Here is a 26,351-nt window from a genome sequence, read left to right as displayed (position 1 = left end):
ACCCGACCCGCAGGCCGGCCGGGCTCAGGCCGCGCGGTTGGTGCGGATCGACCTACCGGTGACGGTGGTCGGCGTCAGGCGGACCCAGCGGCCGTGCGCGGGCGGCTGGGGGAGTTCGGCGAGGAGGTCCGGCTCGGTGACGTAGTCGAGGGGGCCGGTCATCAGGACGCTCCAGCCCTCGCGGAGGTCGGGGTCGGCGCGGTCGACCTCGAAGGCGACCTCGCGGCCGGCGTCGGGGGCGAGGGCGCCGTCGGGGTTGGTGCGGTAGAGGACGGTGCGGTCGTGCACCACGTAGCCGACGGGCCGGACGACCGGGCCGTCGGGGCCGGTGCGGGCGAGGCGGCCCAGGCCGCTGCTGCCGAGGCGGTCCCAGCACTCGGCGACGTCGAGCTCGCCGAGGACCGGCGGTCCGACCAGCGGCGGGCCGCCGTCGGCGTGCGGTCCGGACGCGGCGTCGTGGACGCGGTCGGCGGGGCGGCCGGCGACCAGTTCCTGGTAGTCGAGGCCGCAGACGGCGGCGAGTCGCAGCAGCGCCGGGGCGTCGAAGTCGCGGCCGAGGTCGAGCACCCGGCGCAGGTAGGCGGTCGACATTCCGGCCTTGGTCGCGGCCTGCGCCTCGGTCAGTCCGAGGTCGGCGAGGCGGGCGGCGAAGCGCCGGGCGAGCCCGGTCGGTGCGCCGGCGGTGGCGGGTGCGTCGTCGGTGCTCACTTCGGTCACCTCCCTGATGGTGGCGCCTGATGGTGGCGACACCTCCATGGTGCGCGACTCCGGGCCTCCCCGGCAGAGGCCTTGGGCCCGTTTGGCTCCCCCGCGCAACCGGCCCGGCCCCCGCGCACCGCCCCGCGCACCGGCTCCGACCCGTCACGGACGGGGCCCTGTGCCGAAGGGACCAACGGCCCACCCGTGCGGGCCCCGCGACCCTGGCGGGCCCTCCGGGGTGGGGGAAGAGTGGTCAGCGACCCCGAGGCGGGCGAAGAGGCCCGCGGGGACCCGAACAGGGAAAGGCACTGCCATGACTCGTCCCGTTCTTGCCGCCGTAGACGCGTCCGTTCGCAGCCGGGCCGCCGCCCAGTGGGCCGCCCAGGAGGCCGCCCGCCGCGGCGCGCCGTTGCGGCTGCTGCACGCCTGGCCGTACCTGGGCCGCAAGGTCAACGACCTGGTCAAGATGGACGAGCTGGAGACGGGCGCGCAGACCATGATGGGCGACATCGCCCAGGAGCTGGCGGCCGCGTACCCGGGGGTGGCGGTCTCCTCGGAGCTGGTGCCGGACTCGGCGATCGACGGGCTGACGGCCGCCGCCGAGCAGGGGCAGCTGCTGGTGATCGGCACCCGGGGCCTGGGCGGGTTCCGCGGACTGCTGGTCGGCTCGGTGAGCCTGGGCGTGGCCGGCCGGTCGAAGACGCCGGTGGTGCTGGTCCGCGAGGGCGGCCCGGCCGCGGTGTCGGCCGAGCCGGAGGTGACGGTCGGCTTCGACGCGATGGAACCGTCCGACGCCGTCATGGAGTTCGCGTTCGAGGAGGCGCAGCTGCGCGGCGCCCGGGTGCGGGTGGTGCACGGCTGGGAGCTGCCGCCGACGTACGGCTACGCGGGCTGGATCCCGGTGGAGAGCGAGCGCCAGGAGCTGGGTGCGCTGGCCGTGGGCATGGTCGCGGACGCGGTCGCGCCGTGGCGGGAGAAGTACCCGCGGACGCTGGTGCTGGAGGACGTCCGGACCGGTGGCGGCGCGGCCGCGCTGGTGGAGGCGTCGGCGCAGTCGGACCTGGTGGTGGTGGGCCGTCGCACGCGGACCCTCAACATCGGCCCGAAGCTCGGTTCGGTCGCGCACGCGGTGATCCACCACGCGCAGGCCCCGGTGGCGGTCGTCCCGCACGACTGACACCCCCTCAGCCCCCGGCCCCTCCCCCGGGCCGGGTCTCCAGGCCGCCCCGTCATCGACCCACCGCCTCCGGGTCGCGGCGGGGCGGCCGCAGGTCCGGAGCCGGTGCGTTGTCACACCGGGCGGGCAGGCTGGCCGCCATGGACAACGACGAGTTCTGGCAGCTGATCGACTCCGCCCGGGCCGCGGCCACGCCCGAAGTCCCGTTCGAGCACGCGTTGGTGGACGTTCTGGCGGCCCTCCCGGAGTCGGACATCCTGCGCTACGAGGTCGCCTTCGACCGGCTGCACGGCGCGCTGTACCGGTGGGACATATGGGCGGCGGCGTACCTGATCGGCGGCGGCTGCTCCGACGACGGCTTCATGGACTTCCGGGCGGGCGTGATCTCCGAGGGCCGCGCCTGGTACGAGCGGGTCCTGGCGGGGCCGGACGTGATCGCCGAGCATCCGGCGGCGGTCGGCGAGAACCGCTTCGACGCGGAGGAGGTGTTCTTCAACGAGGCCGTCAACTACGCGGCCTCGCAGGCTTTTGCGCGCCGTACCGGCGCCTGGGAGGAGTTCCACCCGGCGTACGAGCGCCACCGCGCGGAGCAGGGCATCGCCCGCGCCCCCGGGGCCGTCGAGCCGTGCTCGGGGGAACTGTTCGACTTCGACGACGACGCCGAGATGCACCGTCGGCTGCCCCGCCTGGCCGCGCTCTACCTCGTCGACTGACCTGCACCACAGTCAAGTTGACGGATCGTCAGTGATTGAAGGAGAAGGCCAGCAGCGTCGCGTCGTCCTCCGACAGCGGGCCGGACATGTCGCGGACCACGGCGTCCACCAGATCCTGCAGGGCGGGTTCGGCGGCGTGCGCCTCGACGGCCGCGCAGAGGGCGTCCAGGCGCACGTCGATGTCCTGGTCGCGGCGTTCGATCAGGCCGTCGGTGTAGAGCAGCACGACGTCGCCGCGCCGGACGTGGGTCTCCGCCGCCCGGTAGGTGACCGTCGGCAGGACGCCGAACGGCGGGCCGACCTCGGAAGCCAGCAGGGTGGCCCGGCCGTCGCGGAGCAGCACCGGCGGCGGGTGGCCGGCGCAGATCCAGCGCAGCAGGTCCCGGTCGGGGTAGTAGCGGGAGACGATCGCGGTGGCGGTGGACTCGTCGCTCTCGTCGCAGGCGATCCGGTTGAGCCAGCCGCCGAGCGACTCCACCAGGGCGCCGGTGAACGCCAGCCCGGCCAGCGCGTGCCGCAGCATCGACATCAACGCGACCGCGTCCAGCCCGTGCCCGCGCGCGTCGCCGACCGCCAACAGGGCTCGACCGTCGGGGAGTTGACGCATCTTGAACCAGTCGCCGCCGACCCGCCCCTCGGCCGGGCGGTAGGCGACGGCGGAGCTGACGCCGAGGCCGTCCAGGGTCGCGGAGCGTGGCTGAAGGGCGTCCTGGAGGCGCTGGACGACGATGTGCTCGGCGTCGGCGCGGCGGGCCTGCCGCTCGGTCTCCTCCTGCTGCTCGCGCAGCCGGCGCTGGCTCTCGTACAGCTCGGTGACGTCCTGCAGGACGGCGCGCAGGCCCTCGATCGGGCCGTCCTCGTCGCGGACCACCTCGGCGACCAGGCGGACCCGGCGGGGGAAGCCGATGCCGTACAGCTCGGTGAGGACGTCGATGTCGGCACCGGTGGTGAGCAGCCGGTCGAGGGCGCGGTGGAGCTCGGGGCGGGCGGTCTCGGTGACCCGGGCGAGCATCTGTTCGAGGCTCAGCGTCGTGGTGTCGGCGGGGCGGCCGAGCAGGACGGCCAGGCCCGGCGAGACGTCGAGGCGGCCGTCGCGCAGGCTCCATTCGGCCCAGCCGACCCGGGCGATGCGCTGCGCGGCGCGGGCGACCTCCTCGGTGCGGTCGTCGGTCCACAGCAGCAGCAGGCGGCGGCCGAGGCGGTGCACGGTGAGCCGTTCGCGACGGCTGCGGGCGCTGCCGTCCGGGCCGGCGCCGTCCCACCGCACCGGCAGCCCGCGCGCGGCGTGCCCGGTGCGCAGCACGTCCTCGACGGCGTCCGCGAAGCGGTCCGTCCACAGCCCCGGGTAGGCCTCCCGCAGCGACACTCCGTGCCCGTCGGCGGTCTGCCGGAAGTGCTGCTCGGGGTGGTGCGGGTGGCGGAGCGCGGCGTCGTTGACCACCACCACGGCGAGGTCGAGCACGGCGCCGTCGCCGTCGCGGACGGGTTCGGCGAGCAGGGAGGCCTGCGGGACGGCGTCCAGCAGGCGGTGCAGGTCCTGGTCCGGCGGGCGGGCGAGGTCCGGGTCGAGCGCGGCGTCCGGGACGATCGGCGGCACGCCCGGGGGGAGTTCCGGCGATCGGCCCGAGTGCTCCTCGCGCAGCCGGCGGATGGTGCGGCGCAGCGCCTCGCCCCAGTCGGCCTGCTCGGCTCGCCCGTCCAACCTCCGCCCCTCTCCGCTCGGCATTCCCTGCCACTGTTCCGGCCCGTCCCGCCGCCCGGCGACCGCACCGGACCGGACGGGTGAGCGCCGCGGCCGAACCGGCCCCGCCGCACGACCCGGCCTTCCGTCAGGTCCGGGAACCCCCAGCTCAGGTGAGGCGTTGTCGGCACGGAACGATCTTCGGTTCGAGTGGAGGACCAGCATGTCAACGGCCTTGGCCAAGGGCGCCAACGCTCCCGTGCTCCGGGACGGCAAGGGCCCGACGAGCGTCCTGGTCGGCCTCGGGTGGCAGGCCGGCGGCGAGTACGACCTGGACGCCAACGCGCTGCTGTGCGACGGCGACGGGAAAGCGCTTTCCGACCAGCACTTCGTCTTCTTCAACAACCTGACCAGCCCCGACGGCGCCGTCACCCACATCCCCGACCCGGGCTCCGGCACCGACCGCGAACAGCTCCGCGTCGACCTCGGCGCGGTCGAGGAGCGAGTGCAGCGGATCGTCTTCACGGTGGCGATCTACCAGGCGGAAGAACGCCGCCAGGCGTTCGGCTCGGTGCACGGCACGTACGTCCGCGTGGCGGACGCGGCGGGCGGCGGCGAACTCGCCCGCTACGAGCTCGGGCCCGAGGTGACCACCGAGACCGCCGTCGTCTTCGGCGAGCTGTACCGGCACGGCGGCGGCTGGAAGTTCCGCGCCATCGGCCAGGGGTACGCCACCGGCCTGGCGGGCATCGCCACCGACTTCGGCATCGCGGTCCTCGCGCCCGCGCCCGCGCCCGCCGCGCCGGTTGCGCCCGTCACTCCGGCCGCGCCTGCGGCTCCGCCGATGCCCGCCGCTCCCCCGGCCGCGGTGGCTGTGCCCACGCCGACGGTGGCCGTGGCCGTGCCGGCCGCTCTCCCGCCCGAGACCCTCGGAGGTTCCCCGGTGACCTGCTTCTTCGACCCCGCGCACGGCCCCGGCACGACGGCGGTCCTGTGGTCCCCGCAGTGGGGCGTCCCGCGCCAGATCCAGTCCTGCGGGGCATGCGCGCAGCGCGTCCAGACCACGCCGCCGCCGTACTACACGGCCCCCGCCGCCGCGGGCTACCCGCAGCAGCAGGGCTACGCCCAGCCCGGCTACCCCCAGCAGGGTGGCTACCCCCAGCAGGGCGGCTACCCGGCCCAGCCCGAGCAGCAGCAGGGCGGTCGCCGCTTCGGCACCGGCGCGCTGATCGGCGCGGGCGCGGCCGGCCTGGTCGGCGGCGCGCTGCTGGCCGAGGCGTTCGACGACGACAGCCCGGACGTGGTCGTCAACAACTACTACGAGGACTGATCCCCCTCACCCTCACCCTCGCCCGCCCCCGCCTCCGGCCCCTCCCGCGCTGCCGACAACTCGCTTGCGGGAACGTACAGGTGAGGGTGTAGAAATCCAGGGCCCGCGCCAACCGCGGGCCCTGGAACAAGGGGGTTTCCGCGCCATGCGGAAGAACGTCTTCACGCGCGCCGCCGCGGCCCTGCTCGGCGCCGCCGTCCTCACGCTCGCGGCTCCGGTCGGCACCGCCGCGGCGAAGCCGCCGGCCACCGAGAGCACGAACCTGCCGAGCGGCCAGAAGCTCCTGTCGGGGCAGAGCATGATCAGCGGCGAAAGCGAGCTGGTGATGCAGTCCGACGGCAACCTGGTGCTCTACCTGGACGGTGACACCGGCCACCGCGGCCCGGTGCTGTGGGCCACCGGCACCTACGGCAACCCGGGCGCGTACGCCTCCATGCAGCCCGACGGCAACTTCGTCGTCTACCGCCAGGACGGCGGTGCGCTGTGGAGCACCGGGAGCTACGGCCACCCGGGCGCGACCGCCTCCCTGCTGAACGGCTGGCTGGCCGTCAGCGGCGGAAGCCTGTACTGGCAGAGCCACACCGGGTACAGCCCCGCCGTCGGCGAAACCAACGACACGCTCGACCAGCAGCGTCCCACGCTCGCGTCCGGCACCTGGATCGAGTCGAACTCGGTCTGGCTGCTCATGCAGACCGACGGGAACCTGGTGCTCTACCGCAAGCGCGACGGCGCGGCGCTGTGGTCCACCGGCACCTACGGCCACCCGGGGACGAACGCGTTTCTCATGGGCGCGACGAACTACCGGGCCCTGGAACTCCTCAACGACACCGCCGGCCCGATCTGGTCGCTCCCGATCGCGGGCCGGCCCGGCGACCGGGCGAAGGTCCAGGACGACGGCAACTTCGTGCTCTACGGCAGCGACGGCACCGCACGCTGGTCCACCGGCACCTGGGGCAACTGGTAACCGCCCCCTCCCCGTCTGTCGACAACTCGCTTGCGGGGACGCCCGGGTGAGGGTGTAGACATCCAGGGCCCGCGCCGACCGCGGGCCCTGGAACAAGGGGGGGTTCCGCCCGATGCGGAAGAACGTCTTCAAGCGCGCCACCGCAGCCCTGCTCGGCGCTGTGGTCCTCGCCCTCGCGACACCTGCCGGCGCCAATGCGGCGGTGCCGGCGGACCCGTACGGTACGAACCTGCTGAGCGGTCAGAAGCTCACGCCGGGGCAGAGCGTGATCAGCGGCGAGACCGAGCTGGTGATGCAGACGGACGGCAACCTCGTGCTCTATCTGGACAACGACTCCGGCCGCCGCGGCCCGGCGCTGTGGGCCACCGGCTCCTACGGCAACCCGGGCGCGTACGCCTCCATGCAGCCCGACGGCAACTTCGTGGTCTACCGCCAGGACGGCGGCCCGGACTCCGGCGGCGCGCTGTGGAGCAGCGGGACGTGGGGCCACCCGGGCGCGGCCGCCTCTCTGGTGAACGGCTGGCTGCTGATCGGCGGTCCGACCGGCTACTTGCAGACCATCGTCAGGTTCGGCCGGGGCACCGACGGCGACAGGTTCGGCCCGCTGCCCTCCACCATGGACGGCAACCACTGGATCGAGTCGAACTCGGTCTGGCTGGTCATGCATGCCGACGGGAACCTCGTGCTCTACCGCAAGCGCGACGGCGCCGTGCTGTGGTCCACCGGGACCTACGGCTATTCGAGTACGTACACGTGGGCGACCGCCAGCGGTTCGGCGAACGAAAGTGCGCTGCAGCTCTTCAACTTCGGCACCGGATCGTTCCCGATCTGGTCGATCCCGATCAAGGGCAGGCCCGGTGACTGGGCGAAGGTCCAGGACGACGGCAACTTCGTGCTCTACGGCAGCGACGGCACCGCACGCTGGTCCACCGGCACCTGGGGCAACTGGTAGCCGGCCCCTCCCCGCGAGGGTGCGCCGGCCCCGATGCTGCGCAGCCCCTTGACGGTGCACCGACCAGCACCTACCGTGCGGACACCGATGGCCCCGGGCGGGTGGCCACGGCATCCCCCCCACTCCGTGCCAGGAAGGGCGGCCGTGTTGCCCGTTCACCCGCTCCCCCGTCCCCACCACGCCGGCCCCCTGCCGGACGGTGCCGCCCCGCTCTCGGCTCTCCGGCCTCCCGGGCCGACGCTCGCCCAGGTCGCCGCGCACGCGGGGGTGTCCAGTGCCACCGCGTCCCGGGTGCTGAACCGGTCCGCGCCGGTCTCGGCGCAGATCGCCGCCCGCGTCGAGCTCGCCGCCCGCGAACTGCGCTACGTCCGCCGCCGGGCGCCCGCCGCGGCCGCTGCCCGCGACACCGGCGCGATCGCCGTGGTCGCGTTCGCGGACGTCCTGCGCTTCCACGCCGACCCGTTCCCGGTACGGCTCCTCGCGGGCGCGCAACACGTCGCCCCCGAACGGGAGTTGGTGGTGCTCACCGCCGGCCCTGGCCCGGCCCGGCCGTCGCTGGTGCGCTACCTGTGCGGCGGGCACGTGGACGGGGTGCTGCTGGTCGGACGATGGGGCGATCCCGCGCTGCCCGGGCTGCTGCAGGCGGCGGGCGTGCCCGTGGTCGCGCTGGGGCGGCCCCCGCAGTCGCAGCGCCTGGCGCACGTGGACGCCGACAACCTGAGCGGGGCCCGCGCCGCCATGGGCCTGCTGCACCGGGCCGGCCGTCGGCGGATCGCCACCATCGCCGGGCCGCCCGACACCGCCGCCGGCGCGGACCGCCTGGCCGGGTACCGCCGCGCCCTGCTCGACCACGGCGACCCGACCCGCACCGCCGTCGCGTACGGCGACTTCGGGACGCGTTCCGGTGAGCACGCGATGCTCCGGCTGCTCGACCAATTCCCGGACGTGGACGCCGTGTTCGCCGCCTCCGACGCGATGGCCGTCGGCGCCCTGCGCGCGCTGCGCCGACTGGGCCGCCGCGTCCCGGACGACGTCGCCGTGATCGGCTTCGACGACTCCCCCGCCGCCGCGACCGTCCGCCCCGGGCTGACCACCGTCCGCCAGCCCGTCGAGGACCTCGGCGCACGCGCCGTCGAACTCCTCCGCGACCCGTCCCCCGGCCGCTCCGTCGTCCTCCCCACCCACCTGGTGGTCCGTCAGTCCTGCTGACCGCCCCGGAACCCCACAGGACCCGGCCGCACCACCACACGGTCGGCCGCCGGGTCGAACCCGAGCACCGGGTGCGGGCAGTCGCCCTCGGCGCTCATCAGCACCGGCCGTACTGCTCGCCCGCGCGGAGGGCGCGCCGCTCGACGGCCGGACGCTGCTGATGGTGCTGACGCTGTCGTGGGCGCTGTTCGCCGTCACCATCGGCGTGCAGTTGCCGCTGCTGATCCGCTTCGGCTGCGCCCGGGCGAGCGTGCTGGGCTCCACCCTTCCGCCGGCGCTGGTTGATGCCGGCCGTGCTCCGCGGCTGCACCTGACGGTCGACGCCGTCCGCCCCTGCTCGCCGCCGTGGCCCTCTCCGCCCTGCTGGCGGGCCCGCGCGCCCGGGCCGGCGGAACGGGCCGAACGGCCTGGGCGGCTCCGCGCGATCCGGCCGGCCTGCGTCGGCGTCATGTACGTTTCACGCCGCCGGCGGTGCCGACCAGCGGGTTCGTCCCGCTTCTGGGTGGCCCCGTTGTCGGCCGGGTGGGCGGGCCCGCTAGCTGGTGGGCCCACCCGCGAGGCAGGAGAGTTCCCCGATGCGTCCCGTTCCCCTTGCACGCCCGGCCGCCGCCCGGCTGCCCGCCCGCCGGCGGCGGCCGCTGTCCGCGGCGGTGGCGGCCGTCGCGGTCGGCCTGGCCGGTGCGGCGCTGCCCCAACTGTCCGCCGGCGCAAGCGAGTCCGCCGCGCCCGCGTACAGCTGGAACAGCGTCCGGATCGGCGGTGGCGGCTTCGTCCCCGGCATCGTCTTCAACCAGGGGCAGCAGGGCCTGGTGTACGCGCGCACCGACGTCGGCGGCGCGTACCGGCAGGACCCGGTGACCGGGCAGTGGACCCCACTGCTGGACTCGGTCGGCTGGGACGACTGGGGCCTGACGGGCGTGGCCTCGCTCGCCGCCGACGCCAAGGACCCGAAGCGGGTGTACGTGGCGGCGGGGAGCTACACCAACAGCTGGGATCCGGCGAACGGCGCGATCCTGCGCTCCGCCGACCAGGGCGCGACCTGGCAGCGCAGCACGCTGCCGTTCAAGGTCGGCGGCAACATGCCGGGCCGCGGCATGGGCGAGCGACTCGCCATCGACCCGAACAACGACGCCGTGCTCTGGTTCGGCGCGCCGAGCGGCAACGGCCTGTGGCGCAGCGCCGACTACGGCGTCAACTGGCAGAAGGTAAGCGCTTTCCCGGTGACCGGCACGTACGCGCCGGACCCGTCGGACGGTTCGGGCTACCAGAGCGACCCGCTGGGCATCCTGTGGGAGGTGTTCGACAAGGGCAGCGGCACGGTGAACGGCGCGACCCGGACGATGTTCGTCGGCGTCGCGGACAAGCAGAACAGCGTGTACCGCTCCGACGACGGCGGCTCCAGCTGGAGCAGGATCGGCGGCCAGCCGACCGGCTTCGTCCCGCACAAGGCGGTGCTGGACACGTCCGGCGGCAACCTGTTCGTGGCGTACGGCGACACCGGCGGCCCGTACGACGGCGCGCACGGCGACGTGTGGAAGTACGCGACGGCAAGCGGGACGTGGACGAACGTCAGCCCGGTGCCGTCCTCGGACAGCTCGAACAACTACTTCGGCTACTCGGGCCTGACCGTCGATCGCCGGCACCCGAACGTGCTGATGGTGACGGGCTACAGCTCGTGGTGGCCGGACACCCGGATCTGGCGCTCCACCGACTCCGGTGCGACCTGGAAACCCTTCTGGTCGTACGGGAGTTACCCGAACCGCAACGACCAGTACACGATCGACGTCTCCGCGGCGCCGTGGCTGACCTTCAACGCGAACCCGTCGCCGCCGGAGGAGACGCCGAAGCTCGGGTGGATGACGGAGTCGCTGGAGATCGACCCCTTCGACTCGGACCGGATGCTGTACGGCACCGGCGCGACGCTGTACGGCTCCTCGAACCTGACCTCCTTCGACAGCGGCCAGAAGATCACAATCGCCCCCGTGGTGAAGGGACTTGAGGAGACCGCCGTCAACGACCTGGTCTCGCCGCCGTCGGGCGCTCCGCTGCTGAGCGCGCTCGGCGACCTCGGCGGGTTCCGGCACGACGACCTGACGAAGGCCCCGGCGCGGATGTTCACCCAGCCGGACTTCTCCTCCGGCACCTCGCTCGACTTCGCGGAGTCGACGCCCGCCACCATGGTGCGGGTCGGCGACCTCGCCTCGGGCTCGACCGCCAAGCACATCGGCTACTCGACCGACGGCGGCGCGAACTGGTTCGCCGCCTCGGCCGAGCCGTCGGGCGTGACCGGCGGCGGGCAGGTGGCGCTGGCGGCGGACGGCAGCGCCACGGTGTGGAGCCCGAAGGGCGCGGGCGTGGTGCGCTCCACCGGCTTCGGCGGTTCCTGGACGCCGGCCGCGGGCCTCCCGGCCGGGGCGTCCGTCCAGGCCGACCGGGTCGACCCGACGACCTTCTACGCCTGGTCCGGCGGCACCTTCTACGTCTCCACGGACGCCGGTGCGACATTCGCCGCGAGGACCGCCACCGGCCTGCCCACCGACTCGGTGCGCTTCAAGGCCGTTCCCGGTGCCAAGGGCGACATCTGGCTGGCCGGCGGCACCAGCAGCACCGCCTACGGCCTGTGGCACTCCACCGACGGCGGCGCGACCTTCGCCAAATCGGCGGGCGTCGACCAGGCCGACACCATCGGCTTCGGCAAGGCCGCCCCCGGCCGGTCCTACCCCGCGCTGTACGCCACCGCGAAGATCGGCGGGGTGCGCGGCATCTTCCGCTCGGACGACGCGGGCGCGACCTGGATCCGCATCAACGACGAAGCCCACCAGTGGGGTTGGACCGGCGCGGCGATCACCGGCGACCCGCGGGTGTACGGCCGGGTGTACGTCAGCACCAACGGGCGCGGCATCCTCTACGGCGACCTCGCCGGAGGCTCCTCCCCTTCGCCGTCCCCGACCACCTCCCCCTCTCAGTCCAACTCGCCTTCCCCTTCCGGGACTTGCGAGGTCGACTACGCGGTGGCGAGTCAGTGGGGCGGCGGCTTCGGGGCCAACGTGACGATGGTGAAACGGAGTTCGACGGCAATCGACGGCTGGTCGGTGGTGTGGACGTTCCCGAGCGGGCAGCAGGTCACCTCGCTCTGGAACGGCAACGTCACACAGTCCGGCGCGAAGGTCACCGTCACCGATGCGGGATACAACTCCTCGATCGCGCCCGGCAGTTCGGCAACCTTCGGCTTCAACGCCAGCTGGAGCACGGCGAACACCGCACCGTCCGCGTTCACCCTCAACGGCAAGGCCTGCACCGTCAAGACCGGCTAGTACCGGAACGACCGCGGGGGCCGGGGCGGCCCGATGGCTGCCCCGGCCCCGTTCATGAGCGGATGGTGCCGACGGGATGGTGGTACTCGGTCACTTCCAGCTGTCGTTGAGCGTCACGCTGCCGGAGGCTCCGGTGGTGTAGGTGCGGTTGGCACCGCTCTCCCAAGTGACGTTGCCCGAAGCGTCCTTGACGATGTACTTGTACTCGAACGCGGTGCCGGAGGGCAGGCTGAGCGTGAGTTTCCAGTTCGGGTAGGAGGCAGCGGACATCGGGAGTGCGCCGGCCGGGTTCCAGCTGCCGAGCTGGGCGGTCGAGCCGACAAGGTAGACGTTCTGCCCGTAGACGGTGGTCCTGTTCTCGGAGAAGGTGACCGAGACCTGGCCGGGGTTGCTGCCGGTGGCGCCCCAGCTGTCGTTCAGCGTCCCGCCGGAGGCTCCGGTGTTGGCGCTGTGGTTGGCTCCGCTCTCCCAAGTGACGTTGCCCGAAGCGTCCTTGACGATGTACTTGTACTCGAAGGCGGTGTTGGCGGGGAGTTGAACGCTGCCGCTCCACACGGGGTAGCCGGACGACGAGAGCGCGACGGCCGCGTTCGGGTCCCAGCTGCCGAGCTGCGCGAGGGAGCCGACGAGGTAGACGTTCTGGCCGGCCACGGTGGTCTTGTTCTCGTTGAACGTCTGGGTGACCGTGCCGCTGGGGTCGGTCGGGCCGCCGGACGGCGACGGGCCGGAGGACCCGGACGGCGACGGGCTGGCGGTGCCGGTGGTAGCGGTGTACAGCGCCACCGCGTCGCCCGCGTTCACGGTGACGGTGGCCTTGCCGGAGCCGTCGACGGTCACGGTCGGGCCGGTGCAGGCGGAGCCGTTGATGTCACCGTGGACGATGTCGCAGTAGGTGCCGGCGGCCAGGCCGGTGGTGAAGGTCTGGGTGACCGCGGAGCCGCTGTTGTTGATGGCGACCCAGCCCTTGCTGCCACGGCTGAACGCGATGGCGTTGTTGCCGTTGTCCCACCAGTTGGCGACGGACTGGCCGCGGGTCGCGTTGTGCCAGCCGACCATGTTGGCGATGCCCTGGTCGCGGTCGGTGCAGGTCCAGGTGTTGTTCGAGCAGTTGACGTCGGTGACATAGCCGTTGCCGTCGGCGGGCGGCGAATCGTCGCGGTTGGCGAACCGGTAGCCGGAGTAGACCTGCGGGGTGCCGTAGCCCCAGGCAAGTTCGAAGACGTGCGCCAGCCGGTACTTGGAGCCGTCGTTGTACGTCAGGGTGGTCTTGTCGCGCTCCAGGTCGTGGTTGGTCACCATGACGGCGGACTTGTCGCTCGGCTCGAATCCCCAACTCTGGCCGAACGTCTTGAGGTTGGCGATGTTGCCGGTGAACTGCTGGGAGAGCTTGGAGGCGTAGGTGAACTCCAGCACGCTGCCGTTGCCCTCGAACGCGGCGGGCGCCAACTGGCCGCTGCTGCCCGGGAAGATCTCCTGGTAGACGTACGGGCGCCCGCCCCACTGGGTGTTGTCCAGGCGGGAGACGATGTTGGCCATGTCGACCTGGGCGATGTGCTTGGCCGCGTCCACCCGGAAGCCGTCGACGCCCGCGCCGATCAGCGTGTTGAGGTAGCCGGCGATCTTGCCGCGGACGTAGTCGCTCTCGGTGTTGAGGTCCGAGAGGTTCAGCAGCTGGCACTCCTGGACCTGGGTGACGTTGTTCCAGTCGTTGATGCTCAGGTCGGCGTTGGGGCACGGCGGAGAGCCGTGGAAGTCGGACTTGGAGTAGGGCACGGCCGAGTAGCTGTAGGCGGCCGCGTTGAACCCGGACCCGCCGTACGAGGTGGAGCTGGTCTGGTTGGTGCCGGCCATGTGATTGATCACCGCGTCGGCGTACACCTTCACGCCCGCGTCGTGACAGGCCGACACCATCGCGCGGAACTGCGCGTCGGTGCCCATCCGGCTGTTCAGGTTGTACGAGACCGGCTGGTAGACGTCCCACCACGGGTGGCCCGCCACCGAGATCGACTCCTGCGGCGGGGCGACCTGCACCGCGCCGTAGCCCTTCGGGCCCAGGACGTTGGTGCACTCGCCGGCCACCGAACTCCAGTTCCACTGGAACAGGTTGGCTATCACGTCCCCGCCGTTGGGGACGGGGGTGGCCTGCGCGGCGCCCTGCAGGCCCAGCGGCAGCAGGGCTCCTGCCACCAGGGCGGCGGCGGAGACGGCCGCGGCCGGAAGGGTTCGCCGGCCGCGGCGGGTGGGGGTGGGCGGAGCCGCAACGGCTCGGCGCGCAAAGGACATGGGTGGACTCCCGGGTGGTGGAGGACTGGGGGAGGGAGGTGCCCGTCTCGACGGAGACGAGCGGTGTGACCGCGGTGGACGGGAGGCCGTCGCGGCAGTTGCCCGGAACGGAGCAGCGGGCGTCGGCAACCAGGCCGGCGCCGGCGCTGCCGCCGGCCGGGCCGGAACAGATGAATCGGGTCGCACCCGCGGGGCCGGAGCCGGATCTCTCGGCTCCGACTCCGGCGCTCCCGCCGATCGGTGGGAAGACCATCCCGTCCCGCTCGCCCCACCGTCAAGACAGTTACGCAAGAAATTTCATCGCCTTTCAATAGAAGCGAAGGCAGCTTGATGTCGGATTTGAACCTATAGATCCCTACAACAGGCCCGCGCCATCCACTGGTTCACCACAGCCGACCAGGAGACTCTCCGGACCGACTGAAAGGCCTTGCAGCAAGGTTCAGTTCGGCGCGGGTCGGTGCGCAGAGCACCGGAGCGGCCGGGCGAGTGCGTGGCGGATTCCGTGACGCACGGGAGAGGAGACGCGGTCGAAGAGCTTCCTCGCCTCGTTCATGGTGACGGGTGCCTCGGCCGGGTACTTCGGGTGAACTCTGCTGGCCCGAAAGCTAGTTGACTGCGGGCTTCCAGCCGAGCAGCGGGCCGAGTCGGGTGGCGAGGTCGGTGAGGATCTGCGTGTAGTCCTCGGGTTCGAAGGTGAACGGCAGCGCGACCGCCACCTCGTCCACCTCGCGGAACGAGGCGTTCGCGTAGAGGAGTTCGGCGAGCTGGTCGGCGCCGCCCACCAGGTCGGGGGCGAACAGCAGCCGGGCGGGGCCCTGCGGGGTGTGGGTGCGGGCGTGCCGCGCGGCCGCGTACGCCCGGTACTTGGCCCGCTGGGCGGGCGTGGCGCTGTCGGTGGGGATCACCACCAGGCCCTGCGAGACCCGGGCCCGTTCGCCGTCGGGGTGTTCGGCCCGGAAGGCGCGGATCTGGGCGTGCTGGTTGGGGTCGAACTCGGTGCCGGTCTCGGCCCGCACCACGTTGCTGGTGAGCAGCCGGAGTCCGTGCTGCCCGGCCCAGCGGGCGGAGCGCAGGCTGCCGCCGCCGTACCAGACCCGTCCGGCCAGGCCGGGCACGTACGGCTGGACGCGCGGGGAGTACGACTCGATGCCCTCGGCGCCCTGGAAAGCGCTTGCCGTGTCGCCGCGCAGCAGTCCGAGCAGCCGCTCGACCCGTCCGTAGCCGAAGTCCTCCCGGTCGGCGGAGTCGGGGTACAGCGCGTCCTTCACGTCCTCGTAGTGCGCGGGGACGCCGATGCTGACGCCCGGGTTGAGCCGGCCGCGGGACAGCACGTCGACGGTCGCCAGGTCCTCGGCGTACCGCAGCGGGTTCTCCCAGCCGAGCGGGGTGACGGCGGTGCCGAGGGCGATCCGGCGGGTGCGCTGGCCGGCGGCGGCGAGCACGGTGAGCGGCGAGGAGATGCCGTACTGGAGGTGCCGGTGCCGCAACCAGGCGCTGTCGAAGCCGAGTTGCTCGCCGAGTTCGATCAGGCGCAGCGTCGCTTCGTGACCCTCTGCGGGCCGGTGCTCGTCGAACAGTCCGATGGTCAGAAAGCCCAGCGAACGCAGTGGCCGGTCGGGGGTGGGCACCGGGTTCCTCCTTGCGCGGCGGCGACCCCGCATGGCCGCCCGTTCCGTTCCCGTCACGCTCACACACCGGGCGTGACGCGATCAACGGGCGGCGGACGATTGTCACTTGCCGTCACCGCGCCGCAATGGCGCGAAATCCTCCCACCGGGCCGGGGCCGTCGCCGGGCGCGGCTACCGTGGTGCACCAACCGTGCTGCGTCGGGTTCTTCGGGAGGGACGATGGTGCACTTCGACGGTCGGCGGGGCCTGCTGGCGGCCGGACTGCTGCTCACCGGGCTGGCCGCGACGGCCTGCTCCTCCACCCCGGCTTCGTCCCCTCCCCCCTCGCCCTCCCCTCCCCCCTCGCCCTCCCCGTCCTTCCCGTCCTCCTCGCCCTCCTCGCCCTCCGGTGCCGGCTCCGTGAGCGTCACCGTCAGCGGTCCGCCGGCCGATCCCTGCTCCGTTCTCACCGACGCGCAGGTCAGCGCGGCCATGGGCGGCACGGCGCAGCTGCTCGCGGAGGGGCCGTCCAAGGAGGAGAAGTGGGGCTGCGTCTGGGGTGCGCGCCGCTCGTACGTGGCGATCCGGCTGGTGGCGGACGATGCGTTCGCGAGGACGACGGCGAGTCCGGACCTGAAGGTGGAGCCGGTGGCGGGCATCGGCGACAGCGCCGTCCTCACCACCTACCGGGAGGACGGGCGGATGCCCGAGCTGCTGTTCACGGTCGGCGCCGCCCATTTCGCCATCGAGGCGGTCGCCGACCGCGGCGACTCGGGCCCGACCAACGCTCCGGCGGAGGCCGCGGCCGAACAGGCGTTGGCCCGCCTGGTCGTGCCGCGCCTGCGCTCGTGATTCCGCGTCAGCCCCGGTAGGTCTCCAGCAGCCGCAGCCACACCTCGCTGATCGTCGGGTACGCGGGGACGGCGTGCCACAGGCGCGACAGCGGCACCTCTCCCGCGATGGCGACGGTGGCGGAGTGCAGCAGTTCCGCGACGCCCGGGCCGACGAACGTCACGCCGACCAGCGTCTCCCGGTCGAGGTCGACGACGGCGCGGGCGCGGCCCCGGTAGCCGTCGGCGTACAGCGCGGCGCCGGACACGTTGCCGAGTTCGTAGTCGACGGCGCGCACCCGCAGGCCGGCGTCCTCGGCCTGGCGCCAGGTCAGGCCGACGGCGGCGACCTCGGGGTCGGTGAAGACGACCTGCGGGACGGCGGTGCGGTCGGCGGTGGCGACGCTGCGGCCCCAGGGCGCGAGGTCGAGCGGGCGGCCGGCGACGCGGTCGGCGATCGCCTGTCCGAAGATCCGGCCCTGGTACTTGCCCTGGTGGGTGAGCAGCGCACGGTGGTTGACGTCGCCGGCGGCGTACAGCCAGCCGCCGGGGACGTCGCCGGCGACGCCGGTGTCGTCGGTGGTGATCCAGCGGCCGGGGGTGAGGCCGACGGTGTCCAGGCCGAGGTCGGCGGTGTTGGGGACGCGCCCGGTGGCGAACAGGGCTTCGTCGGCGGGCAGTCGGGTGCCGTCGGACAGGTCGAGGGTGAGGGTTCCGTCGTCGGCGCGGTGCACGGCGGTGGCGGAGACGCCGAGGCGGATGTCGACGCCGGCCTCGCGCAGGCCGTCGGCGACCAGTTGCCCGGCGAAGTCCTCGGTCCGGTCGAGCAGTCGGTCGCCGCGCACCAGCAGCGTCACCTCGCTGCCCAACGCCCGCCAGGCACAAGCCATTTCGACCGCGACGACGCCGCCGCCGACCACCGCGAGCCGCCCCGGCACGCTGCTTGCCGAGGTGGCCTCCCGGCTGGTCCACACCTTGGCCTCGGCCAGCCCGGGCAGGTCGGGCAGCGCGGCCCGGGTGCCGGTGCAGACGGCGACGGCGTGCCGGGCGGTGAGGGTGCGCCGCCCGCCGTCGGGGGTCTCGACGGTGACGCGCCGCTCGCCGTCGAGCCGCCCGTGCCCGCGCACCAGGTCGACGCCGACGGACTTCAGCCAGGCGACCTGTCCGTCGTCCTTCCAGTGCGACGCGAACTCGTCCCGCCGCTTCAGCACCGCCCCCGCGTCCAGCTGCCCGCGAACGGCCTCCCGCGTCCCGGCCAGCCGCCGGGCGTCCGCGAGCGCGGCCGCCGGCCGCAGCAGCGCCTTGCTGGGCATGCACGCCCAGTACGAGCACTCACCGCCCACCAGTTCGTGCTCGACGATCGCGACCGTCAGTCCGCCGGCCCGCGCCCGGTCCGCCAGGTTCTCCCCCGTCGGCCCCGCCCCGAGCACCACCAGGTCGTAGCTGTCGCCGTCCGCACCCATCAGCCGCTGCCCTCCCGCATCCGTCGATCCGCGTCACGCACCGCGCTTGTGACGCCCCGTCATGCCCATTCGTACACCACGGCCCGCCCCGAACCCACACGCCTCACGGAACACCACCCGCCCACCCCGGCCGAACCGATGCGTGGCCACACCTCGCCCCCTCGAATTCCCCCCCGCTCTACCATTGCCCCAATTCGCCTCACCCGCACGGCCGTTCCTTACCTATGGGCACAATGGCACGCCCCCTGATGCCCGTTCGACCATTGCCTCCGCCCGCGTTCGCCACGCGCCGGCCGGGTGACGCAGCGCCCAGCGCAACGTCGGCCCGGCATCGGCCGTCCGCAGGAACTCGCCCACGGCGACCTCGCTCTCCGCATCGCACACCGTCCGCCACGCAGCCACTGCCGCCACCACATCCGCGACGGACCTGCCGAGCTCGACGTCCCGCGGCCGACAACTCAGCCGAAGCCGCCCGTCCTTGGTGTCCCCCAGCACCAGGCAGGCCAGCCGCCGCCCGACCGGCGGCCAGTCACGGTCCGCAGGGTCGTCCGAGACGTCCGTCGAGTCGATGAAGCCGGGCGCGCCACCCACCACCGTGCGCGTGTTGGGGCCGTAGTGCCGATGTGTGACCACCACGCACTCCACGAGGTCACCCTTGGCGAAGTCCGAACTCTTCACCGCATCCTCCCCGGAATCCCGGCCGCCGGCCGACTGGTACCCTCACCCACCGAAAGCCGCCGCCAATTCGGTGGCCACAAACAGGAATCCCCTTCCCCGCCCGACGCAATGCCAGCCCCCCCCTGCACTCCAGAAAGCTCCCCCATGACCAAGCAGCCCCCCAAGCAGCCCCCCATCCCTCCGCTCAACGCCACCATCGCCAAGGGCGGCCGCTTCGGCGACCTGCGCGGCTGGCAACTCGTCCTCACCCTCCTGCCCCTCGCCCTGCTCTTCCTCGGCGGCGCAATCGGCGGCGCGATCGGCGCCCTCGGCTCGCTCAGCAACGCCGCCATCGCCAAGAAGAAACTCTCCACCCCCATCACCGCCCTGGCCATGCTCGGCGTCACCCTCGCCTGCGCCATCGTCGCCTTCGCCGCAGCCGCGCTGATAGCCGGCGCATTCACCGAGTAACGAGAAGAGGTCGCTGAGGGCCGGGTTGACCACCTTCCGGCCGATGGCAAGGGTGTCCCGGTCGGGACGGTACGATCCTTCGGCCTCGGCCGCCGGGTGAACGAAGTTGGGACAATCGCGCAGGACTTGACCGAACCGTTCGGCCGGGACGGCGCTCTGCGCGACCTGAACGGCGCTGCGTGCGGCGGCCCCGAACTGCGCGGCGCGCTTCCCGGTGCCCTTTCCGTACGGCGCCATGCGGCGAGCGCGTCGAGCACGTGGGTGCAGCGTTGGCCGCGCTGCCGCCCGTCGGCGACGAGTACGACCTCCGATTCGCCAATTCCGATGCCGCCGACGGCTGGGACCACCTCGGCCGCCAGGCAGCCGGCAACCTGCGCCGCGCCTTCGAGAAGCTCCGCACCGATCCCCGCGCCACCGACCGCCCCGACCGCCAGCACTGCTTCAAGGGCAAGCTCGGCACCGGCACCTTCAAGGGCCAGGAACTGGAGCGCCGGCAGTACGAGGTCACCGGCGGCGGACGCATCTGGTACCTGCTGGACGACGCCGGTCGAACAGCCTGGATCACCTACGCGGGCACCGGCCGTCCGAAGGCCACGGACTGAGCCGACCCGCTGCGCCACAGTGTCACGGGTGGTCGGGGGTCAGGCCCGGGGTGGTGGGGAAGAGGGCGGAGGGGTCGGTGGGGGCGGGTTGGTGGGTGGGTTCGGTGCCCGGCGGGACGAGGATCTGGGTGGCGGTGAGGAATTCGGCGAGGGGGGCGGTGGAGGCGAGGACGGTGGCGCGGGTGGCGTCGGCGCCGCGGAAGGCGAGGCGGATGCGGCCGTTGGGCCAGGGGCGGATGCGGACGGCGCCGTCGCCGGCGGGGCCGGCGAGGCCGGCGGCGAGGAGGTCGCGGGCGATCAGCCAGGTGACGCCGCCGTCGGGGGTGCCGTCGGGGAAGGTCAGGCGGACGGCGTAGGGGTCGCCCGGGTGGTAGCCGACGACCATGACGCGCCGCCCGCCGGTCGGGCCGAACACGTGGACGGGCAGGTGGCGTTCGACGCACGTGCGCATCAGGCGGGTCTCCTCGTTCCGATGTCCGCAACCGCCTTCCCCGGGTGGGGTGTTGCATGCGTCCGAAGCGCGGACGGGCGGGCCCACATGGTACGGCGTGGGCGGGGCATCCGACGGTCCTGGCGGTACCCGGCCCCGGGAGGTCCGATGACGGAGGAACACCGCAGCACAGTGACGCGAAGTGACGCGCCGCCGACTGCAACGGGAAAGCGTTTTCCCGTTGCAGTCGGCGGCGTTGCGGACGGCGGCGTTCGACGACGGCGTTACGGTCCCCGACGTTGCGGGTCTCGGGCGCGCCGTCAGCCCTGCTTGATCGCGGAGATGTCGAACTCCAGCACCACCTTGTCGCCGACCAGCACCCCGCCGCCCTCCAGCGCCGCGTTCCAAGTGACGCCGTACTCCTTGCGGCTGATGGTCACCGAACCCTCCAGCCCGACCCGCAGGTTGCCGTACGGGTCGACCGCGTTGCCGGTGTACTCGAAGTCGATGGTGACGGGGCGGGTGGTGTCCTTGATGGTGAGGTCGCCGGTGACCCGGTAGTCGGTGTCGGAGCGCTGCTCGACGGACGTGGTGCGGAAGGTGATGTCGGGGAAGTTCGGCGCGTCCAGGAAGTCGTTGGTGCGCAGGTGCTGGTCGCGCTGATCGACGCCGGTGTCGATGCTCGCAGACTTGATGACCAGCTGGCCGGTGGACTGCGACGGGTTCGCGCCGTCCAGGTGCGCGGTGCCCTCGAACTGGTGGAAGGCGCCGCGCACCTTGGTGACCATGGCGTGGCGGGCGACGAACCCGATCCGGGTGTGGGCGGGGTCGAGGACGTAGTCCCCGGTGAGCTCGGGCAGGCTGACGGTCATGGTCTGCGCTCTCCTCGTGACGGCGTGACGGCGTGGTGGCCTGGCGGCCGGACGGCCTGGTGGTGCATGGCGGTGCGACGACGACGGGCGCACCCACCGGGATGCTCCGCCCGCTCGCCGCCGCCCGTCCACGCTAGGCGCTCGCCCTCGCCCGACCCGGATGTGACACACCGTCACCCCGGGCCGGTCCCGCCCGCCGGCGCGAATCGGCCGAAGCGAGCCGGCCGAGACGAACCGGCCGAATCGGGTCAGCCGAAGCGGCCGTTCACGTAGTCCGCGGTGCGCGGGTCGGCCGGCGAGGTGAACAGGCTCTCGGTGGGGCCCGCCTCGACGATCCGGCCGGGGGTGTCGTGCGAGGCGAGGAAGAACGCGCAGGACTGCGAAACCCGCTGCGCCTGCTGCATGTTGTGGGTGACGATGACGATGGTCAGGCGGTGCCGCAGTTCGGCGATGGTCTCCTCGATGCGGCGGGTGGAGGTCGGGTCGAGCGCCGAGCAGGGCTCGTCCATCAACAGGATCTCCGGGGAGACCGCGAGCGAGCGCGCGATGCACAGGCGCTGCTGCTGGCCGCCGGAGAGCGCGCCGCCGGGCGTGCCGAGCCGGTTGCTGACCTCGTTCCACAGGCCGGCCTGGCGCAGGCTGGACTCGACCAGGTGGTCGCGCTCGTCGCGGCTCGCCTTGATGCCGGCCAGCTTCAGCCCGCTGATCACGTTGTCGTACAGCGACATCGCGGGGAACGGGTTGGGTCGCTGGAACACCATGCCGATCCGGCGGCGGACCTCGGCGGGGCGGCGGCCGGTGGCGTACACGTCCTCGCCGTCGAGCAGCACCTCGCCGGCCAGCGCCGCGCCGCGCACCATCTCGTGCATCCGGTTGAGGATCCGCAGGTAGGTGGACTTGCCGCAGCCGGACGGCCCGATCAGTGCGGTGATCTCGCCGGCCCGCATCTGCAGCGAGACGCGTTCCAGCACCTTGCGCTGCCCGAACCAGGCGGTCAGGTCGCGGGTCTCCAGCCCGGACAGCCCGTTGGACGGCCCATGGGAAGGCCCGTTGGACGGACCGCCCGACGGCCCGTCCGACGGACCGCCGGGCACCCCGCCGGGCACCCCGCCGGCGGGCACCGGCGGCAGCGGAATCGTCGGCGGGTCGGTCGTTCCGTCGCCGAACTCGGCTGCGGGGTAGGGGGGTTGTGCGGTCTCGGTCATCGGCGGGCGGATCCTCTCCGGCGGTCAGGAAGGCAGGTCAGTAGATGTTGGGCAGCAGCGCGGCGGCGTTCTCGTACACCGCCCAGAACAGCGCGGCGAGCACCGGCGCGAAGCACAGGTAGCTCGCGCTGCGCCGCCAGTGACGGGCCGCGAGGCCGGCCGCGACGACCACCAACAGCAGGGCCAGCGACCAGAGTTGGAGCGCGGAAAGGGCGCCCTTGTCGGCGGCCAGGGCCTTGTCGGTGGGTGCGGCGGCGGGGCGGCGGGCGCCGAGCGGCTGCGGGTCGCCGTCGAGGCGGGCGCCGATCAGCACGGTGCTGGTGGGGATCCAGGAGGAGTCCCCGGTGACCAGCACCAGCCGGTTGGGCGCGCTGTCCTTGATCGGGTGGTCGCCGTCGCCGGAGGCGTTGACGGTGTAGTGGAAGCTGCCCTGGCCGGTGGTGATCTCGATGCCGTCGCCGGGCCGCAGTCCGGCGAGGCCGGCGAAGGGCGCGCCGAACGCGGTGGAGCGGCCGAACAGCACGGCCACGCCGGGCTGTCCGGGCAGCACGGTGTCGCGTCGGTGCCCGGGTCCGCGCATCAGGTCGCGTCCGTTGGTGCCCTCGACCACCACGGCCTGGTGCAGCCCGAGCGCGGGGATGTCCAGCACGGCGAGCGGCGCGCCGTCGGTGGTCGGCCCGGTGGGCGCGGTGGCCTTGCCGAGCTGGTCGCGCAACGTGGCGTACGCGGTGGACTGGTGGCGTGCCTCCTGAAGCCCGGAGAGGCCGAACAGGTAGCCGGCGAAGCCGAGCAGCACCACGGCGGCGATCGTCACCGACCAGGCGACGCCCAGCAGCCGGCGTCGCCCCCGCCCGGGCTCGCGCACGGCGGCGGCAGTCGCGGCAGCAGTCGCGACGGGAGTCTCAACGGGCTTGGTCATCAAGGGAGTTGTCATCGGGGACCCGCCGCGGTGTTGCGACGGCGCCACCAGGCGGCCAGCAGCGGCGGGACGGTGACCACGCCGAGCAGTTCGAGCGCGGTGAGGGTGGACAGCAGCCAGTCCTGCGGGCGTCCGCCGAGCGCGACCACCGTGCCGGGGACGTTGCCGCCGCCCGAACCGCCGCCGTTGCCGGAGTCGGAGATGACTTCGCCGGTCTGCGGGTCGACGGCCTGTCCCCCGTTGCCGCCGCCGGTGCCGCCGCCCGTCCCGTTGCCGCCACCGCCGCCGTTCCCGCCGCCGTTCCCGTTGCCGCCCGAACCGCCGTTGCCGCCACCGCCGTTGCCGCTGTTGCCGGTCTTCACGGCCTGCCCGTTCTGGACGGTGCAGTCCAGCGGGCTGCCCTTCTTGTCGCAGGGGCTGGGCTGCGGGGCGTTCTTCAGGACGATCAGCTGGCCGCCGGAGTCGAAGGTCGGGTTGGGGCAGTTGGAGAGGGTGTTGGGGTCGACGGGGCTGGCGTTGCCGGGGATGTGCTGGGTCTGCAGCAGTCCGCCGCGCACCAGGTTGCGCGGGATCGGCGAGTAGCCGAGGTCGTCGGCCTCGCGCTGTCCGGCGCACAGCACGTACGCCAGGTAGCGGCTGAGCGCGCTGCCCTTCTGGTCGTTGAACTTGGGCGTCACCGGCAACGGGGTGCCGGCCCGCGGCACGATCAGGTAGCTGTAGGAGGAGATCGGGTAGGAGCGCGGGTCGTTGTTGCTGTAGACGCCGTCGAGGTTCTGCTGCAGGTAGTCGGGGTCGGAGGTGGGGGTGTTGTCGTCCACGCCGCGGATCCTGGCGGCGGTCAGCGCGACGGCGACGTTGGAGGCGCTCGGCAGGGTGTAGTACCCGGCGGGGTTGAGCACCTTGACGACGGGCCAGCCGCTGCGCTTGGCGAACGCGTACTCGTCGTAGCCGATCGCGCCGATGCCGGTCGGCGACTGGATGTAGCTGGCCACCACGTCGGAGCCGTTCTGCGCGGTCATCCGGCCGGCCGCCGGGTAGAACTCGGTGTAGTCGCCGCAGCTGACGCCGTTGACCTGTTGGCAGTAGGCGTCCCACTCGCTCTTGTGGGTGTGCTCCATCCAGCGGGTGAACTGGGCGCTGGCGCCGGAGCCGTCGGAGCGCACCACCGGCGTGATCGGGATCTTGGGCAGGGCCCGGCCGTAGTCGGCGGTGATCTTCGGGTCGTCCCAGGAGGTGATCTTGTTGGTGAAGATGCCGACCACGGTGTCCGGGGACAGCCGCAGGTCGGTGACCTTCTTGCCGCCCACCTCCAGGTGGTACATCAGCGCGGTGCCGCCGGCGGTGATCGGCACGTACGAGTAGCCGTACACCGGGTTCTCCGGCTGGCCCTGGCCGTTGCTGGCCCCGCCGCCTCCGACGCCGGTGTCGGCCTTGGAGCGGAACGGCACGTCGGAGGCGGTGAAGTCGTCCTGGCCGATCGACCACTGGACGCGGCCGGCGGCCGAGCCGCTCGCGGTGAAGTCGATCTCGATGCCCATGGGTTGGACGTCGCGCCGCCACTGGTCGATGGCCGGCCCGGCCCAGCTGGAGCCGTCCGCCTTCAGCGAGGTGGCCGCGTACGCGGGTGAGGCGCCGAGCAGCGCGGCGGGCAGGGCGAGGGCGGCGGCGAGCAGCGCCGACGTCAGGTGACGGAGTCGCACGGGGCGGATCTTCCTTCTCGTACCGAAGAGTTGACGAGGCATCAGTTCGCCACCTGCGCAGCCTGGTTGGCAGCGGAAGCAGTGGCAGCAGCAGCGCGCAGCGGGCGGCGGGTGCGGCGTTCGGTCGGGGTGCGGTGGCGGCCGAGGACGCGGGCGGTGACGAACAGGATCAGCACCACGGCCATCAGGGTGAGGCCGCCGGCGAAGGCCCGGGCCACCATGTCGGGGTAGGGCTGCTTGACGTAGTTCCAGATGAACAGCGGCAGGCTGGCCTGGTTGTCGTGGAAGGCGTCCAGGTTGAGCCGGGTGGTGAAGCCTGCGGTGAGCAGCACCGGGGAGGTCTCGCCGACGCCGCGGGCCATGCCGAGCACGACGGCGGTGGTGAGGCCGGGTCGGGCGGTGGGCAGGACGACGTGCCAGACGGTGCGCCACTGGCTGGCGCCGAGCGCGTAGGACGCCTCCTTGAGGGTGCCGGGGACGAGCCGGACGACGACCTCGGCGGCGCGGGTGACGATGGGCATCATCATGACGGTGAGCGCGAGGGAGGCCGCGAAGCCGCTCTTCTCGACGCCGAGGGTGAGGATGACGACGCCGAGGACGAACAGCCCGGCGACGATCGACGGCAGTGCGGTCATCGCCTCGACCAGCACCCGGACGGGCTTGACCAGGCGTGCGCCGCGCCGGGTGCTGCCGGATTCGACCAGGAAGACCGCGGTGAGGATGCCGAGCGGCACGGAGAACAGGGTGGCCATGCCGAGCTGTTCGAGCGAGCCGACGACGGCGTGCAGGCAGCCGCCGGAGGTGATCGGGTCGAGTGCGGCGGTGCTGCGCATGGACTCGGTGAAGAAGTTGAGGTGCCGGGCGGCGTCCAGGCCGCGGTAGAGGACGTAGCCGATCTGGTCGCCGATGACGGCGAGCACCAGCAGGCCGGAGCTCCAGGCGAGCGCGGTGGCCAGGCGTTCGCGGACGGTCAGGGCGTCCCACTGGAGGCGTCCGGCGACGGCGTAGAGGGCGAGGAACAGCAGGTACCAGCAGAGCAGGAAGCCGAACGCGCCGCTGAACGGCAGGATGCGTTCGTACAGCAGCCAGTCCAGGGCGAGCGAGCCGCCGGCGGCGCCGGCCAGGGTGAGGACCTCCTCGCGGGTGACGCCGCCGAGTCGGATCCGCTGCTGCTCGGGGAGTGCGTCAGGGGCGGGGAGTGCGTCAGGGGCGGGGAGTGCGTCAGGGGCGGGAAGTGCCTCAACGGCGTTGCCGGGATGAGTGGTTGACATTG

22 protein-coding genes are annotated in these 26,351 nt (G+C 72.9%); 10 read left to right on the top strand and 12 right to left on the bottom strand.

Going from position 1 to position 26,351, the window contains the following annotated elements; all coding sequences use genetic code 11:
* Positions 1-24 precede the first annotated feature (24 nt).
* A complete protein-coding gene (locus ACFV4P_RS02070) occupies positions 25-717 on the bottom strand; it encodes a pyridoxamine 5'-phosphate oxidase family protein (RefSeq protein WP_380466301.1) in 693 nt (230 codons plus the stop codon).
* 295 nt (positions 718-1,012) lie between these two features.
* On the opposite strand from ACFV4P_RS02070, the gene ACFV4P_RS02065 reads away from it, so the two are divergent.
* Positions 1,013-1,876 carry a universal stress protein gene (locus ACFV4P_RS02065; protein WP_380466299.1) on the top strand — a complete coding sequence of 288 codons (864 nt, stop codon included), beginning with the start codon at positions 1,013-1,015 and terminating at the stop codon, positions 1,874-1,876.
* A gap of 140 nt (positions 1,877-2,016) precedes the next feature.
* Positions 2,017-2,589, top strand: a complete 573-nt coding sequence (locus tag ACFV4P_RS02060; RefSeq protein WP_380466297.1) for a DUF4240 domain-containing protein — start codon at positions 2,017-2,019, stop codon at positions 2,587-2,589.
* 28 nt (positions 2,590-2,617) lie between these two features.
* On the opposite strand, the gene ACFV4P_RS02055 is transcribed toward ACFV4P_RS02060, so the two are convergent.
* Positions 2,618-4,291, bottom strand: coding sequence for a PP2C family protein-serine/threonine phosphatase (locus ACFV4P_RS02055; RefSeq protein WP_380466295.1), 1,674 nt, complete (start codon positions 4,289-4,291; stop codon positions 2,618-2,620).
* Between the two features lie 202 nt (positions 4,292-4,493).
* Here ACFV4P_RS02055 and ACFV4P_RS02050 point away from each other — a divergent pair, with 202 nt between their 5' ends.
* The 5 genes from ACFV4P_RS02050 to ACFV4P_RS02030 all read left to right on the top strand — a co-directional run bounded on the left by ACFV4P_RS02050 (position 4,494) and on the right by ACFV4P_RS02030 (position 12,039).
* Positions 4,494-5,600: a TerD family protein gene (locus ACFV4P_RS02050; RefSeq protein WP_380466293.1), complete on the top strand. Its 1,107-nt coding sequence runs from the start codon at positions 4,494-4,496 to the stop codon at positions 5,598-5,600.
* 145 nt (positions 5,601-5,745) lie between these two features.
* A complete protein-coding gene (locus ACFV4P_RS02045; RefSeq protein ID WP_380466291.1) occupies positions 5,746-6,564 on the top strand; it encodes a hypothetical protein in 819 nt (272 codons plus the stop codon).
* A 112-nt stretch (positions 6,565-6,676) separates the two neighbouring features.
* Positions 6,677-7,516: a hypothetical protein gene (locus ACFV4P_RS02040; protein WP_380466289.1), complete on the top strand. Its 840-nt coding sequence runs from the start codon at positions 6,677-6,679 to the stop codon at positions 7,514-7,516.
* Positions 7,517-7,660: 144 nt separating this feature from the next.
* Entirely contained in the window at positions 7,661-8,725 is a 1,065-nt protein-coding gene (locus tag ACFV4P_RS02035; protein ID WP_380466287.1) for a LacI family DNA-binding transcriptional regulator, read from the top strand.
* A 575-nt stretch (positions 8,726-9,300) separates the two neighbouring features.
* Complete coding sequence (locus ACFV4P_RS02030; protein ID WP_380466285.1) at positions 9,301-12,039, top strand: cellulose binding domain-containing protein; 2,739 nt, start codon at positions 9,301-9,303, stop codon at positions 12,037-12,039.
* Between the two features lie 90 nt (positions 12,040-12,129).
* Here ACFV4P_RS02030 and ACFV4P_RS02025 read toward each other — a convergent pair whose 3' ends face one another.
* Both ACFV4P_RS02025 and ACFV4P_RS02020 read right to left on the bottom strand, forming a co-directional pair.
* Complete coding sequence (locus ACFV4P_RS02025; protein ID WP_380466284.1) at positions 12,130-14,322, bottom strand: carbohydrate-binding module family 20 domain-containing protein; 2,193 nt, start codon at positions 14,320-14,322, stop codon at positions 12,130-12,132.
* 605 nt (positions 14,323-14,927) lie between these two features.
* Complete coding sequence (locus tag ACFV4P_RS02020) at positions 14,928-15,950, bottom strand: LLM class flavin-dependent oxidoreductase (RefSeq protein WP_380466282.1); 1,023 nt, start codon at positions 15,948-15,950, stop codon at positions 14,928-14,930.
* 219 nt (positions 15,951-16,169) lie between these two features.
* Between ACFV4P_RS02020 and ACFV4P_RS02015 the strand changes: the two genes are divergently transcribed.
* Positions 16,170-16,781 (top strand): hypothetical protein, encoded by a 612-nt coding sequence (locus tag ACFV4P_RS02015; RefSeq protein WP_380466281.1) that lies wholly within the window; start codon positions 16,170-16,172, stop codon positions 16,779-16,781.
* 7 nt (positions 16,782-16,788) lie between these two features.
* Here the strand turns inward: ACFV4P_RS02015 and ACFV4P_RS02010 are convergent, their stop codons facing one another.
* Both ACFV4P_RS02010 and ACFV4P_RS02005 read right to left on the bottom strand, forming a co-directional pair.
* On the bottom strand, positions 16,789-18,222 hold the full coding sequence (locus tag ACFV4P_RS02010; protein WP_380466279.1) for a dihydrolipoyl dehydrogenase family protein: 1,434 nt from the start codon (positions 18,220-18,222) through the stop codon (positions 16,789-16,791).
* Positions 18,223-18,444: 222 nt separating this feature from the next.
* On the bottom strand, positions 18,445-18,900 hold the full coding sequence (locus ACFV4P_RS02005) for a hypothetical protein (RefSeq protein WP_380466277.1): 456 nt from the start codon (positions 18,898-18,900) through the stop codon (positions 18,445-18,447).
* Positions 18,901-19,044: 144 nt separating this feature from the next.
* On the opposite strand from ACFV4P_RS02005, the gene ACFV4P_RS02000 reads away from it, so the two are divergent.
* Together ACFV4P_RS02000 and ACFV4P_RS01995 are read left to right on the top strand one after the other, a co-directional pair.
* A complete protein-coding gene (locus ACFV4P_RS02000; protein ID WP_380466275.1) occupies positions 19,045-19,350 on the top strand; it encodes a hypothetical protein in 306 nt (101 codons plus the stop codon).
* Positions 19,351-19,607: 257 nt separating this feature from the next.
* Complete coding sequence (locus tag ACFV4P_RS01995; RefSeq protein WP_380466273.1) at positions 19,608-19,952, top strand: hypothetical protein; 345 nt, start codon at positions 19,608-19,610, stop codon at positions 19,950-19,952.
* Between the two features lie 22 nt (positions 19,953-19,974).
* Here ACFV4P_RS01995 and ACFV4P_RS01990 read toward each other — a convergent pair whose 3' ends face one another.
* The 6 genes from ACFV4P_RS01990 to pstA form a co-directional block, all read right to left on the bottom strand.
* Positions 19,975-20,403 (bottom strand): SsgA family sporulation/cell division regulator, encoded by a 429-nt coding sequence (locus ACFV4P_RS01990; protein WP_380466271.1) that lies wholly within the window; start codon positions 20,401-20,403, stop codon positions 19,975-19,977.
* A 299-nt stretch (positions 20,404-20,702) separates the two neighbouring features.
* A complete protein-coding gene (locus tag ACFV4P_RS01985; RefSeq protein WP_380466269.1) occupies positions 20,703-21,254 on the bottom strand; it encodes a YceI family protein in 552 nt (183 codons plus the stop codon).
* A gap of 248 nt (positions 21,255-21,502) precedes the next feature.
* Complete coding sequence (locus ACFV4P_RS01980; protein WP_380466267.1) at positions 21,503-22,459, bottom strand: phosphate ABC transporter ATP-binding protein; 957 nt, start codon at positions 22,457-22,459, stop codon at positions 21,503-21,505.
* A gap of 37 nt (positions 22,460-22,496) precedes the next feature.
* Positions 22,497-23,378, bottom strand: coding sequence for a sortase (locus tag ACFV4P_RS01975; RefSeq protein ID WP_380466265.1), 882 nt, complete (start codon positions 23,376-23,378; stop codon positions 22,497-22,499).
* Between the two features lie 11 nt (positions 23,379-23,389).
* Positions 23,390-25,078, bottom strand: coding sequence for a substrate-binding domain-containing protein (locus tag ACFV4P_RS01970; RefSeq protein ID WP_380466263.1), 1,689 nt, complete (start codon positions 25,076-25,078; stop codon positions 23,390-23,392).
* A 41-nt stretch (positions 25,079-25,119) separates the two neighbouring features.
* A complete protein-coding gene (gene pstA, locus ACFV4P_RS01965; protein WP_380466262.1) occupies positions 25,120-26,349 on the bottom strand; it encodes a phosphate ABC transporter permease PstA in 1,230 nt (409 codons plus the stop codon).
* Positions 26,350-26,351 lie beyond the last annotated feature (2 nt).

Source organism: Kitasatospora sp. NPDC059795 (genome assembly GCF_042732175.1).
Classification (GTDB): domain Bacteria; phylum Actinomycetota; class Actinomycetes; order Streptomycetales; family Streptomycetaceae; genus Kitasatospora.
Note: the sequence above shows the minus strand (reverse complement) of the source record. Positions and strands in the feature narration are given on the sequence as shown.